The 12,251-nt window shown below is 66.6% G+C and carries 10 protein-coding genes and 7 tRNA genes; 7 read left to right on the top strand and 10 right to left on the bottom strand.

Translation table 11 applies throughout. The annotated features are described in order from the left end of the window. Window positions 1–57: 57 nt before the first annotated feature. A tRNA-Leu gene (locus tag C1922_RS11625) sits at window positions 58–143 on the bottom strand. Between the two features lie 139 nt (window positions 144–282). Between C1922_RS11625 and C1922_RS11620 the strand changes: the two genes are divergently transcribed. Continuing rightward, a complete protein-coding gene (locus C1922_RS11620) occupies window positions 283–675 on the top strand; it encodes a response regulator (RefSeq protein ID WP_108749898.1) in 393 nt (130 codons plus the stop codon). Here C1922_RS11620 and C1922_RS11615 read toward each other — a convergent pair. Beyond that, window positions 651–1,607, bottom strand: coding sequence for an SOS response-associated peptidase family protein (locus tag C1922_RS11615; protein WP_108749897.1), 957 nt, complete (start codon window positions 1,605–1,607; stop codon window positions 651–653). The genes C1922_RS11620 and C1922_RS11615 overlap by 25 nt on opposite strands. A 77-nt stretch (window positions 1,608–1,684) precedes the next feature. On the opposite strand from C1922_RS11615, the gene C1922_RS11610 reads away from it, so the two are divergent. Then, a complete protein-coding gene (locus tag C1922_RS11610; protein WP_108749896.1) occupies window positions 1,685–2,101 on the top strand; it encodes a GNAT family N-acetyltransferase in 417 nt (138 codons plus the stop codon). Between the two features lie 60 nt (window positions 2,102–2,161). Here C1922_RS11610 and C1922_RS11605 read toward each other — a convergent pair. The 8 genes from C1922_RS11605 to C1922_RS11570 form a co-directional block, all read right to left on the bottom strand. Further along, window positions 2,162–2,237 (bottom strand) — tRNA-Glu (locus C1922_RS11605). A 46-nt stretch (window positions 2,238–2,283) separates the two neighbouring features. Beyond that, window positions 2,284–2,359: transfer RNA gene (locus C1922_RS11600), tRNA-Ala, on the bottom strand. Window positions 2,360–2,405: 46 nt separating this feature from the next. Next, window positions 2,406–2,481: transfer RNA gene (locus C1922_RS11595), tRNA-Glu, on the bottom strand. 49 nt (window positions 2,482–2,530) lie between these two features. Next, a tRNA-Ala gene (locus C1922_RS11590) sits at window positions 2,531–2,606 on the bottom strand. A gap of 182 nt (window positions 2,607–2,788) precedes the next feature. After that, window positions 2,789–2,864: transfer RNA gene (locus C1922_RS11585), tRNA-Glu, on the bottom strand. A 53-nt stretch (window positions 2,865–2,917) separates the two neighbouring features. Further along, window positions 2,918–2,993 (bottom strand) — tRNA-Ala (locus C1922_RS11580). Between the two features lie 89 nt (window positions 2,994–3,082). Next, entirely contained in the window at window positions 3,083–5,458 is a 2,376-nt protein-coding gene (locus tag C1922_RS11575) for a heavy metal translocating P-type ATPase (RefSeq protein ID WP_108749895.1), read from the bottom strand. After that, window positions 5,455–5,853, bottom strand: a complete 399-nt coding sequence (locus C1922_RS11570; RefSeq protein ID WP_108749894.1) for a heavy metal-responsive transcriptional regulator — start codon at window positions 5,851–5,853, stop codon at window positions 5,455–5,457. The genes C1922_RS11575 and C1922_RS11570 overlap by 4 nt, the downstream gene beginning before the upstream one ends. Before the next feature lie 184 nt (window positions 5,854–6,037). Here C1922_RS11570 and C1922_RS11565 point away from each other — a divergent pair, with 184 nt between their 5' ends. The 5 genes from C1922_RS11565 (at window position 6,038) to adiC (ending at window position 12,239) form a co-directional block, all read left to right on the top strand. After that, the gene (locus C1922_RS11565) at window positions 6,038–7,108 is read left to right on the top strand and encodes a helix-turn-helix domain-containing protein (RefSeq protein ID WP_108749893.1); all 1,071 of its coding nucleotides are present in this window, start codon (window positions 6,038–6,040) and stop codon (window positions 7,106–7,108) included. A gap of 77 nt (window positions 7,109–7,185) precedes the next feature. Beyond that, complete coding sequence (locus tag C1922_RS11560; RefSeq protein WP_108749892.1) at window positions 7,186–7,989, top strand: TlpA disulfide reductase family protein; 804 nt, start codon at window positions 7,186–7,188, stop codon at window positions 7,987–7,989. 30 nt (window positions 7,990–8,019) lie between these two features. Beyond that, on the top strand, window positions 8,020–8,850 hold the full coding sequence (gene dsbG, locus C1922_RS11555) for a thiol:disulfide interchange protein DsbG (RefSeq protein ID WP_108749891.1): 831 nt from the start codon (window positions 8,020–8,022) through the stop codon (window positions 8,848–8,850). Window positions 8,851–9,356: 506 nt separating this feature from the next. Continuing rightward, on the top strand, window positions 9,357–10,808 hold the full coding sequence (locus tag C1922_RS11550; protein ID WP_108749890.1) for a DcaP family trimeric outer membrane transporter: 1,452 nt from the start codon (window positions 9,357–9,359) through the stop codon (window positions 10,806–10,808). A gap of 78 nt (window positions 10,809–10,886) precedes the next feature. Beyond that, on the top strand, window positions 10,887–12,239 hold the full coding sequence (adiC, locus tag C1922_RS11545; RefSeq protein WP_108749889.1) for an arginine/agmatine antiporter: 1,353 nt from the start codon (window positions 10,887–10,889) through the stop codon (window positions 12,237–12,239). Window positions 12,240–12,251 lie beyond the last annotated feature (12 nt).

Genomic DNA, 12,251 nt, shown 5'->3' with positions numbered 1-12,251 from the left:
CGCGCGGCAGGCCCAGAAACGCCAAAGGCCAGGTCGATGACCTGGCCTTTGATGCGTTGGTGCCGGTGAAAGGACTCGAACCTTCATGGGGTTACCCCCGGCTGATTTTGAGTCAGCTGCGTATACCATTCCGCCACACCGGCAGCAGCGGGCTAGTGTAACCGAGCCCGACGGCTGTTCATAGAGGGCGCCGGAAACTGAGACGATCCCCCCGTAATTTGTCGGTAACGGCACTGTGATGGCTATACTGCAACGGCTTAACACGTGCCGGAGCAAGAGCCCATGTCACCGTTGCAGGACCTTCGGGTGCTGGTGGTCGAGAACGACGAAATGAGCGCCTCGCTGCTGCAGATGCAGTTGGAACAGTTCGGCGCCGAAGTGGTCGGTGTGGCCGCTTCGGTGGCCGATGCCCTGCGTCTGCTGGCCGCCCAACGCCCGGACGTGGTGCTGCTGGATTATCGCCTGGCCCGCAACGAAACCAGCGAACCGGTGGCGACGGCCCTGGTCGAGGCGGGCGTACCGTTCGTGCTGGCCACCGGCATGAGCGCCGCGCAGTTGCCGGCCGCGATGGGCGCCGGCGTGCTGCTGGTCAAGCCTTACCTGTCCATCGATCTGTGCACTGCGCTGCAGCGTGCGGTGGGCCGATCCAGTCAGGCGGCCTCTTCGTACACGTAGTGGATGTCTTCGCGGTCGTCCAGGATCGCGTACTGCAGCCCCAGCTGGTCCGGATCAGGATTCAGCCAGCCATCCAGATGTTCGGGGCGGATCGGCACCACGCCGCGGTCGTGGCCGGCGGCTGCCACGTCGGCCGGTGGCGCGTCGGTAATGGTGGCAAACGATAACAGGCGGCCTTCGGGCCCTTCCCATTCCGCCCACAGGCAGGCCAGCAGCAGGTCGCGCGGCGGGTCGGGGCGGAATTCCAGGATCACGTCCTGTTCCTTCTCGTCGCTGCCCAGCTGTCGCCCGGCGATGGCATGGCGCGGTACATGCTCGTAGAACGCGCGCACCATCACCACGCCGTGGCGAAGGCCGAACGCGCCGCGCCAGTAGCCCTCCAGGCTGTCGCGTCGCGCGTTGTAGGTACCCGGATAGAGCACGTCGTTGCGCGCCGGTTTGTCCGGAAGACGGCATTGATAGCGCATCGGCTTGATCACCCGCTGGCCGTTCTCGCTGACCATGACCGGCGCATAGGTGCCGGGGAAGATGCGGTTGTCGCGCGGCAGCAGCTGCACGCGGTGCAGGTCGTCCAGCCGTGCCTGCGCACGCTCGATGCGGTTGCCGGCCACGCGCAGGTCGTTGCGGGCCTTCTGCGTGGGGCGGGTGGCCAGAGTGGCCGCGGCAATGTCGCGGCGCTCGCTCTGTTTCACCAGCTCGGCCTGCAGCGCCTGTTGTTCTTCGGCGTGCCATTGCTGGATCTTCGCCACGATGTCGCGGCCCTGCTCAGTGCGCGCGCCGGCAAAGCCATCGTCCATGGCTTTGGGGGTCTTGGGCCGCTTCTTGCCGGGATCGTGCGCGTACAGTTCGGCGAACTCCTCCAGCGACAGCACGGCGCCGTATTCACGGACAAGCTTGGCGTAGTCGGCGCGGATCAGGGCGGAATAGCACATGCGGGCGTGGCCGGTGGAGGTCGCAGCGGCTGCGACGGGAGTGCGGCAGGATAGCCGGACAATCCGGGAGAACGTGTATGAATGCTGCAAGCGACTGCCAGTTCCGCGACGCGGTACCCACGGTGGAAGACTACTGCCAGCTGCGGGCGCTGGCTGGGCTGAGTGCCAAGACCCCCGAGGCCGCCGAGCGTGCGTTGCCCAATACCGTGTTCGGGGTATGCGCCTACCAGGGCAGTGAACTGGTGGCGATGGGGCGGATAGTGGGTGACGGTGGCTGCCATCTTCAGGTGTGCGACATCGCGGTGCTGCCACGCCTGCAGGGGCAGGGGCTGGGCAAGCAGGTGATGGCGCGGCTGGATGCCTGGATGCGGGCCAACCTGCCGCCGTCGGCATATGTGAGCCTGCTTGCCGATGGCGAGGCGCATCGCCTGTACGCGCAGTTCGGGTTCGCACCCACTGCACCGGCGTCGGTCGGCATGTATCGGCGCTTTTGAAACCAATGCTTGGAGGACAGGCAAAGAAAAACCCCGGCCGAGGCCGGGGTCTTCAAGAATTGGCGTCCCCACGGGGATTCGAACCCCGGTCGCCACCGTGAAAGGGTGATGTCCTAGGCCTCTAGACGATGGGGACGCACGAAAACTTCAAGTTGTAGAACTTCGACGGCCTAATGTCGAAGTGGTGGAGCCAAGCGGGATCGAACCGCTGACCTCCTGCATGCCATGCAGGCGCTCTCCCAGCTGAGCTATGGCCCCAATGAAACTGCGGATGATCTGCCGGGAGCAGAATCCGTTTTGAAACTGGCGTCCCCACGGGGATTCGAACCCCGGTCGCCACCGTGAAAGGGTGATGTCCTAGGCCTCTAGACGATGGGGACGCACGAAAAACTTCAAGTTGTAGAACCTTCGACGGCCTAATGTCGAAAGTGGTGGAGCCAAGCGGGATCGAACCGCTGACCTCCTGCATGCCATGCAGGCGCTCTCCCAGCTGAGCTATGGCCCCGTGTTACCGAGCCGCCTATCTTACCAGCGTATTCACCTTTGTGGAAGCTTTTTTTCGCTTTCTTCGTTGGGTTCCGCCAGGCCAAGAGGGCAGGGGATCCACAACGCCACAACCTGAACGCCGGCGGGCGGTGAACAAAAAAGACCCGGTTATCGGCCGGGTCCTGATTGTTCGTGATGAGTTGGCGTCCCCACGGGGATTCGAACCCCGGTCGCCACCGTGAAAGGGTGATGTCCTAGGCCTCTAGACGATGGGGACGCAGATCTCATCAATGTTCTTTGCGACCTTTCGACGGCCTAATGCCGAAAGTTTGGTGGAGCCAAGCGGGATCGAACCGCTGACCTCCTGCATGCCATGCAGGCGCTCTCCCAGCTGAGCTATGGCCCCACGTCGCTGAGGAGCGAAATAATAGCTGTGCCCCCGGGGGTTGGCAAGCGTTTGTTGCACTTTTCTGCACGCGCGTTGCTGCGCCAGTGTCAGCTGCCTGGCAGACGCTGTGCACGCAGGCGCAGCGCGTTGCTGATCACCGAAACCGAACTCAGGCTCATCGCCACCGCAGCCAGCATCGGCGACAGCGAAATGCCCCATGGCACCAGTACGCCGGCCGCCACCGGAATGCCCAGGCCGTTGTAGAGGAAGGCGAAGCCCAGGTTCTGACGCATGTTGCGCACGGCTGCACGCGACAACTGGCGCGCACGCAGGATGCCGCGCAGATCGCCCTTCACCAGCGTGACCTGTGCGCTGGACATGGCCACATCGGTGCCGGTGCCCATGGCAATGCCGACGGCGGCGCTGGCCAGGGCAGGCGCGTCGTTGATGCCATCGCCGGCCATTGCCACCGTGCGACCCTGCGCCTGCAGCTGCTCCACCAGCGCCGCCTTGTCGGCCGGGCGCGTTTCGCCGTGTACCTCGTCCAGGCCCAGCGTGCTGGCCACGGCCTGTGCAGTCAGCAGGCCATCGCCGGTGGCCATGATGATGCGCAGGCCATCCTGGCGCAGCGCGGCGATCGCTTCGGCCGTGGTGGGCTTGATCGGATCGGCCACCGACAGCAGGCCGGCCAGTTGCCCGTCCGCCGCCAGATACATCACGCTGGCACCGCGCCGGCGCAGCGCATCGGCGGTGTCCTGCAGCGGCGTCACGTCGATGCCGTGTTCGCCCATCAGGGCGGTATTGCCCAGCCACAGCTGGCGTCCCTCAACGCGTCCGACCACACCGAGCCCGGTGATCGAATCAAAGTCCTGCACGGGCAGCAGTTCCATCGTGCGCAGGCGTGCTTCGGCGACGATGGCCGCGGCCAGCGGATGTTCGCTGCCCTGGTCCAGGCTGGCGGCCCAGTGCAGCACCTGGTCGGGCGCGTGGCCGTCGGTGGCATGCACCGTATCGAACGCCGGGCGACCTTCGGTAAGCGTGCCGGTCTTGTCCACCACCAGCGTATCAACCTTCACCAGTGCTTCGATGGCCTCGGCGTCGCGGAACAGCACGCCGTGCTGCGCAGCGCGACCGGTGGCCACCATGATCGACATCGGTGTGGCCAGGCCCAGCGCACAGGGGCAGGCAATGATCAGCACCGCCACCGCACTCAGCACACCATGCGTCCACGACGGTTCCGGGCCAAACAGGCCCCAGCCGAACAGCGTCAACACGGCCACCGCGAGCACCGCCAGCACGAACCAATAGGCAACCTTGTCCGCCATGCGCTGCATCGGCGCGCGCGAGCGCTGTGCCTGCGCCACCAGCTGCACGATCTGCGCCAGCATGCTGTCATCGCCCACACGCTCAGCCTCGATCACCAGCGCGCCCGAGCCGTTCAACGTGGCGCCGATCACACTGTCGCCGGCCTGTTTGCTGACGGGCACCGGTTCGCCGGTCAGCATCGATTCGTCCAGCGTGGAGCGACCTTCCAGCACGCGGCCATCCACTGGAACCTTCTCACCGGGGCGAACGCGTAGGCGGTCGCCGGCCTTCACGGCACTCAATTCCACGTCGTGTTCGCTGCCGTCGGTGTCGATGCGTCGGGCGGTTTTCGGCGCCAACCCCAGCAGCGCCTTGATCGCGGCCGAGGTGCGTGCGCGGGCACGCAGTTCCATCAACTGGCCCAGCAGGGTGAGCGAAATGATCACCGCCGCCGCTTCGAAGTACACACCCACGTGCCCATGCTGCTGGAACGAGGGCGGGAACAGGCCCGGGGCCACGGTGGCGACCACGCTGTAGCCGTAGGCGGCGATCACGCCGGTGCCGATCAGGGTCCACATGTTCGGGCTGCGGTTGCGGATCGACTGCGCCCAGCGCTGCAGGAACGGCCAACCGGCCCACAGCACCACCGGCGTGGCCAGCGCGCCTTCGATCCATACCCGCACGGTGGGCGACATCGCATGCAGCACGGGCGTCATGGCCAGCATCGCCAACGCCATGGTCGCCACGCTCAACGGCAGCGACACCCAGAAGCGTCGGCGGAAGTCGGTCAGTTCAGGGTTCTCGCCGTCATCCAGGCTGGGCATCATCGGTTCCAGCGCCATGCCGCAGATCGGGCAGGTGCCGGGCCCTTCCTGCACGATTTCCGGATCCATCGGGCAGGTGTACAGCGTGCCCGCCGGCATTGGGGGCGCGACATGCGAAGCCGGGTCCAGATAGCGCTGCGGATCGGCCAGGAACTTCTGCCGACAGCCGCCGCTGCAGAAGTGGTAGGCCGTGCCCTGGTGCTGGGCGTGGTGTGGGGTGGTGGCCGGGTCGACGTCCATGCCGCAGACCAGGTCCTTCACCGTGGTGGCGGTCTTCTTCGAGCCGCCGCAGCAGCTGGCCTTGGCCGCGGGCGCGCCGTGGTCGTGCGCGCGGCCGGTATGCGTGCTGTTCATGCGTTGTCCTCGGTCAGCGCGGCCAGGATCGGGCACTGTTCAAGCGCGCCGTGGCCGGGGCAGGCGTCCACCAGCTGTGACAGCGCCGCCTGCATGCGTTGCAGTTCAACCATGCGCTGCTCGATATCGGCCAGCCGCGCCCGTGCGGTGTCGCGCACGCTGCCCATGTCCTGCGCATGGCGGTCGCTCAGGGCCAGCAGCTCGGCTATTTCTTCCAGGGTGAACCCCAGCGCCTTGGCGCGGCGGATGAAGCGCAGCCGGCGCAGGTCCTGCACGCCGAAGATGCGATAGCCGCCAGCTGACCGCGCTGCAGTGGGCAGCAGCTGCTGCCGCTCGTAATAGCGGACGGTGTCGATCGGCACGCCCGCTTCGCGTGCCAGTTGCCCGATGTTCATGGCGCACTCCCGTGGAATCTGTGGCCATTGTGAACCCTTGAGTCTGGTCCAGAGTCAAGGGTTGTGAGCGGAAGCCGCTCGTTCAGGGATATTTGCAACTTTCTTCATAGCCCCCGCTCCGGGGCGGTTTCTACCCTTCGTCTGCACCGGCCGCTGGATGGCCTGAACGAATGGAGGAAGGGCTGTGGACGCACTCAATAGCGAAGGATTCGTGGAGGTTGCAGTGGTGGAGTACCCGGGTGGTGACCCCTCGGCGGCGTCGGTCCTTGCCGAGATGGCGCATGTTGCCAATCGCCTGGCCCAGCAGAAGAAACGCCCCTTCCGGCGGGTGCTGATCACGCGCTGGATCGTGCCGGCCAGCAACAGCGGTGTGCATCGGCTGGCGGGTGCGGACATGCTGGATGCGGCCATTCCTGCGGTCATCGCCTTGCCGACCCTGGTCAGCCCCGGGGCCGCGCTGCGTACCGAAGATGTGCTGCTGGACTGGCTGCGGGCACATTACGACGGTGGCAGCCTGCTTGCGGCCGCCGGCGATGGCGTGGGCGTGCTGGCCCGTGCCGGGCTGCTGGCCGGGCGCACGGTGTCCGGTCCGGACCTGAGCCGCTATCCCGGCCTGCAGGGCCAACCGTCCAGCTGGGCCCCCAGTGAGCGCGCGCTGGTGGACGATGGTGATGTGTTGACGGTGGGCGGCAGCCAAGCCTGGCGTTTCATGGGGCTGCGCCTGCTGTACCGGCTGCATGGGCAGGGCGTGGCCAGCGAGGTGGCCGCACAGCTGGGCATCAGCGTGCCGGTGGCGATCCAGCAGGATCTGGAACGTTTCAGCGCAAACTTCGCCCATGGCGACCGTGATGTGCTGAAGGCGCAGCGCTGGCTGCACACCACCGCGGCGCGTGGCGCAACGCTCACCAGTATCTGTGAAATATCCGGGCTGGAGCCGCGCACCCTGCAGCGCCGCTTCCTGAAGGCCACCGGCCTGCGCCCGATCGAATACTGCCAGCGGCTGCGCATTGCCAAGGCGCAGGCCATGCTGCAGCAGGGCGCCAGCATCGATGAGGTCGCCTGGGGTGTGGGCTATGCCGACCAGAGCGCGTTCCGTCGCCTGTTCCTGCGCATCATCGGAATGACACCGGCCAACTATCGGCGCCACGTGAGCTGCAACAAGCAGCGCGAGCGTGCCGCGGTGGCTGCGGCAACGGCCACCGTGCGCGGGCTGCGGCCATCGCCGGAACTGCAGATGCGACGCGATGCTGCCTGACCGGCAGCCCGGCCGCCCCTTGCCTTTGCAGCGGGCGGCTTTGAACATGGCGTGTGCTGTGATGGATTGAGTGACGTATGTCGAGTGTAGGGCCGGTGCCGATGCCGGTGATTCTGATCGTGCTGGCGTTGTTGGCGTCCATGGGCCTGGCGCGCCTGTGGCCGCGCGCCACTGCCGGCGATGCAGCGCCGTCGCCTGCCAGCGTGGTGCTGGACATGCTGCTGCTGGGCCTGCTGTGCGGGCGCTTGGCGTTCGTCGCGCTGAACTTCGAACTGTATCGGCCGTCACCGTGGTCGGTGTTGCAGATCGCTGATGGTGGCTACTCGGTCCCCGTGGCGCTGCTGTCAGGCGCCGGCTGGGCACTGTGGGCACTGCGCCGGCATCCGCGTCTGCGCCTGCCCGTCTTCAGCAGTGCGGCGCTGGGTGTGCTGTTGTGGGCGGGCGGCGGCATCGCGCTGTCGCAGTGGCAGGCCGCACACATGCCGCTGCCAGCCGTGCAGACGGTGGATCTGCACGGGCAGCCACAGGCGCTGCAGCAGTTCCAGGGGCGCCCGCTGGTGCTGAACCTGTGGGCGACCTGGTGCGGCCCGTGCCGGCGCGAGATGCCGGTCCTGTCCAACGCACAGCAGGCGCATCCACAGATCCAGTTCGTCTTCGTCAACCAGGGCGAAACCGCCGGGGACGTGCAGTCATTCCTGTCCTCCAATGGCCTTGCGCTGGACAACGTGCTGCTGGATGAAGCGTCCGAGGCATCCACGGTGCTGGGCGTGAAGGCCTACCCATCCACGCTGTTCTTCGATGCGCAGGGGCGCCTGCAGGAGCTGCACCTGGGTGAACTGACCGCCGCCGGCCTTGAACACAAACTGCGCCGGCTGCGGTAGCCTGCCCCCGCATTTCATTTCGGAGTTCCCATGCTGTCCATTTCCCCGCGCGTTGCGCACAAGGCCCTGATCCTGCCGGCACTGCTGGCGCTGGCTGCCTGCAGCCAGGCGCAGACCCCGCCGGGCAAGGCGGACGCCCAGCCGGCAGCCGCCGCAGCCAAGGGCGATCGCCCGGCGGTGCTGCAGGGCATCGAGAAGCACGGCTTCCAGGTCGTGGCCGAGTTCGATGCGCCCGGTGGCCTGCGTGGCTTTGCCGGCGTGGTCAATGGCCAGCAGCCGGCGGCCGCTTTCGTGACGGCCGATGGCAAGAACGTACTGGTCGGCAGCCTGTTCGACGCGCAGGGCAATGAAGTGGCCACCGACAAGGTGGAAAAGCTGGTGGCCGGCCCGATGTCCGAACGCATCTGGAAGGATCTGGAGGGCAGCGCCTGGGTGCGCGATGGCAAGGCCGACGCGCCGCGTGTGGTCTACACCTTCAGCGATGCCAACTGCCCGTACTGCCACAAGTTCTGGGAAGCGGCACGGCCGTGGGTGGATACCGGCAAGGTACAGCTGCGCCACGTGCTGGTGGGCGTGATCCGTGAGGACAGCCCGGCCAAGGCAGCGGCCATCCTGTCCGCGCGCGACCCCAGTGCGGCGCTGCTGCAGAACGAGCACCAGTTCGAGCAGGGCGGGATCAAGCCGGTGGCCACGATCAGCCCCGAATTGGCCGGCAAGCTCAACGCCAACCAGGAACTGATGATCAAGCTGGGCTTCCAGGGTACGCCGGGCATCCTGTTCCAGGATGCGCAGGGCCAGGTGCAGCGTCGCTCGGGCATGCCGCAGGGTACCGATCTGCAGACGGTGCTGGGCCCGCGCTGACGGCACAGGGACGTGTGCCGAGGCGGTTCGGCATACGTCGGTAGTGCTGTCGCATTCTGCGACACGGCGGCTGTGCGGACGGCGCAGTCGCCTTGCCAGGGTCATCGATGAAGCGTGACCTGGTTCAACACTTCTGCCTTGATTGCGATCAAGGCCAAAAGCGACACGCCAGCTACGCTGGTGTGCATGAAACCCCGCACGACAGCGCATTTCGTACCTTCTGGCACGTGGCTGAATCCGCAACGCCACGGCGTGCCGTTCACGACACTCTCACTCCGCGCTTGTTACCCAGACCGCTGCGACCGCCACCTCTCCGGCAGCGTGGCCGCAGCGGCGAAGACGTCGACAGCCGCAGGGCAGTGTCATCGTCCTGTTGCCTGCGATGGGCAGGCTGTCAGCGCTCGCCAACGCAGTACCTGCATTTCCAGTAGCGGTGGGGTGCCCACCTGGCTGCGCGCATGCGCACGCCGGCAGCGCCCCGCGATCGTTCGTTTGGGGAGAATGCAATGCGCGTTGCGGTACTGAGTGTGGCGTGTGCGGCGGTGTTGGCAGCAGCACCTGCCCAGGCACAGGAAGGTGCACCCGATGATGCACAGGCGCTGCGGCGCGAAATTGAAGGCATGCGGCAGACGCTGGAGCGCCTGCAGCAGCGTCTGGACCGGTTGGAGCAGCGCGACGGCAGTGCGCCGGTTGCGGCAACGCCGTCGGCACCGTTGCCCAGGCCGGAGCCGGCCACGCCAGCGGTGGCAGGCACTGCGGCAGGGCTGCACGCCACCCAGGTGCCAGGCGTTGCGCAGCCCGTGCTGCCCCAGCGTGATTCGGTGTCCGATCCCTCGACCGCGGCTTCGCGCCCGGACAGTGCGGCCGGCCCGACCGATCCTGACCTGAAGGGCTTCTTCGCCATCCCCGGTACCGACACGGTGATCCGCATCGGCGGCTACGCCAAACTGGATGCGATTGCCGATTCGCGGGCAGCCGGCGACGAAGACCAGTTCATTCCCTCGTCGATGCCTGTCGGCGGCAGCCACCGCGATGTATCCAACTTCAACCTGCACGCCAAGCAGACCCGCTTCAGTTTCGAGGCACGCCGGCCGACCACCCACGGCAACCTGCGCTTCTATCTGGAAAACGACTTCTTCGGCAGCAGCGACGGCTATCAGTTCCGGCTGCGCCACGCGTACGGGCAGTTGGGCAACACCTATGCCGGCTACGGCTATTCCAGCTTCATGGATGCCGACAGCCTGCCCGACACGCTGGACTTCGCCGGCCCGGGTGGCGCGGGCTATCTGCTGGTGGCCGGCATCCACCACAGTTTCGCGCTGGGCAAGGGCACCACGCTGACGCTGGCCGCCGAAGACCCGGATACCGAGCTGGCCGGGGCCAGCGACAGTGTGATTGCCGCCAATCGGCTGCCGGATGTGACCGTGGCCGCGCGCGTAGAGCGCGACTGGGGCCACCTGCAGTTGGGCGCGGTGGCGCGCAGCCTGGCCTACGACGGTGACGGCGAACGCGACCGGCGCATGGCCGGCGGCCTGCAGTTGAGTGGTTCGGCGGCGGTGGGCGAGCGTGACCTGCTGCTGTTTGGTGCACTGGGCGGGCGCGGCCTGAGCCGTTATACCGCCGATCTGACCGGTTCCGGCCTGGACGCGGTGGTGGACGCCGACGGACGCCTGCGCGCGCTGGACGTGGGCGGCGGCTTCGTCGGCTACACCCACTACTGGTCCGAACTGTGGCGTTCGAACCTGATCTACGGGCAGCTGACGCTGGAGCGCAACGCGGCGCTGCCGGCCGACGCCTTCCGTGAGAGCCGCTACGGCGTGTTCAACCTGATCTGGAGCCCGGCACCGTCGTGGACGATGGGCATGGAGCTGCTGTACGGCCGCCTGGAACAACAGAGCGGCGCGCGCGGCGACACGGTCCGGGTGCAGGGCAGCCTGCAATACAACTTCATCAAGTAGACGCCAGCGGCGTTACGCCCGCGTTTTCCGTCCCCATGCCCGGTGCTGCCGGGCCTTTGCCAGGTGCAGGAGAGTGTCATGGCAGAAACAAAGAAGATCGGGGTGGTCGGTGCCACCTTCCTCGTGGCCGGCAACATGATGGGTTCAGGGGTGTTCCTGTTGCCATCGAGCCTGGCCAAGATCGGTACCGCCTCGATCTGGGGCTGGTTGATCACCACAGCCGGGGCGCTGCTGCTGGCGTTCGTGTTCGCCAAGCTGGGCAAGCTGGCGCCCAAGGCCGGCGGCCCGTATGCCTATGCGCGTGACTGGTTCGGGCCTTACATGGGCTTCCAGACCAACACCATCTACTGGTTTGCCAACTGGATCGGCAACGTGGCCATTCCGATCGCGGCGGTGGGCTACTTCAGTTACTTCTTCCCGATCCTGTCCGAGCCGCTGGTGCGCTGCATTGCGGTGCTGGCGCTGGTGTGGGCACTCAGTTTCGCCAACGTGATCGGTCCGGCCTTCGTGACCAAGGTCCAGACCGTCACCACCAGCTTCGCGCTGGTGCCGATCCTGGGCATCGCCATCTTCGGCTGGTTCTTCTTCGATGCGGACATCTTCAAGGGCGCCTACAACGTATCGGGCGAATCGAACTTCGGCGCCATTTCCAGTGCCGCCGCACTGACCCTGTGGGCGTTCATCGGCGTGGAATCGGCCTCGGTGACCGCCGGCGTGGTGGAGAACCCGGAAAAGAACGTGGCCCGCGCCACCCTGGCCGGTGTGTTCCTGGCGGCGGTGGCCTACATCGCCAGTTCGTCGGTGATCATGGGCATGGTGCCCAATGCCGAACTGCAGACCTCCGATGCGCCGTTCGCGCTGGCCGCCGCCAAGGCGGTGGGCGGCTGGGGCGGTGGCCTGGTCAGCCTGTGCGCCTTCATCGGCGCGGCCGGTTCGCTGGGCGGCTGGATCCTGCTGACCGCGCAGAGCGCCAAGGCGGCGTCCGACGATGGCCTGTTCCCCAGCATCTTCAGCAAGACCAACAAGGACGACGTGCCGGTGAAGGGCGTGCTGATCGTGGCGGTGTTGATGACCCTGGCCGTGCTGGTCACCTCCACCTCGGAAACCGCGTCGGCGCAGTTCGATGTGATCACCTCGGCGGCGGTGGTGCTGACCCTGCTGCCGTACATCTATTCCTGCGTGGCCTGCTATTTCGTGGTGGAACGCTCGCACACCATCGTGCACACCGGCGCGTTCTGGGCGCTGACCAGCCTGACGGTGGTGTATTGCCTGTGGGCGATCTATGGCTCGTCGGGAACGATCGTGCAGTACGCCTTCCTGTTCGTGCTGTTCATCACCGTGTTCTATCCCTTCTTCAGCGAGGAGCGCCGCCAGCAGCGGCAGCGCACCCGTGAGGCGGCCGCGTTGTCCGGCGGCGCCCAGCGTTCCTGAATTCGACAAGGA

Origin of the sequence: Stenotrophomonas sp. ZAC14D2_NAIMI4_7 (assembly GCF_003086675.1) — a bacterium.
In the GTDB taxonomy this organism is placed as follows: Bacteria; Pseudomonadota; Gammaproteobacteria; order Xanthomonadales; family Xanthomonadaceae; genus Stenotrophomonas.
This window is presented reverse-complemented; position numbering and strand designations above follow the sequence as displayed.

What these genes read in the sequence shown, in the direction of transcription:
- C1922_RS11620 (WP_108749898.1), top strand. Translation starts at nt 283, where the DNA reads ATGTCACCGTTGCAGGACCTTCGGGTGCTGGTGGTCGAGAACGACGAA.
- C1922_RS11615 (WP_108749897.1), bottom strand. Translation starts at nt 1,607, where the DNA reads ATGTGCTATTCCGCCCTGATCCGCGCCGACTACGCCAAGCTTGTCCGT.
- C1922_RS11610 (WP_108749896.1), top strand. Translation starts at nt 1,685, where the DNA reads ATGAATGCTGCAAGCGACTGCCAGTTCCGCGACGCGGTACCCACGGTG.
- C1922_RS11575 (WP_108749895.1), bottom strand. Translation starts at nt 5,458, where the DNA reads ATGAACAGCACGCATACCGGCCGCGCGCACGACCACGGCGCGCCCGCG.
- C1922_RS11570 (WP_108749894.1), bottom strand. Translation starts at nt 5,853, where the DNA reads ATGAACATCGGGCAACTGGCACGCGAAGCGGGCGTGCCGATCGACACC.
- C1922_RS11560 (WP_108749892.1), top strand. Translation starts at nt 7,186, where the DNA reads ATGTCGAGTGTAGGGCCGGTGCCGATGCCGGTGATTCTGATCGTGCTG.
- dsbG (WP_108749891.1), top strand. Translation starts at nt 8,020, where the DNA reads ATGCTGTCCATTTCCCCGCGCGTTGCGCACAAGGCCCTGATCCTGCCG.
- C1922_RS11550 (WP_108749890.1), top strand. Translation starts at nt 9,357, where the DNA reads ATGCGCGTTGCGGTACTGAGTGTGGCGTGTGCGGCGGTGTTGGCAGCA.
- adiC (WP_108749889.1), top strand. Translation starts at nt 10,887, where the DNA reads ATGGCAGAAACAAAGAAGATCGGGGTGGTCGGTGCCACCTTCCTCGTG.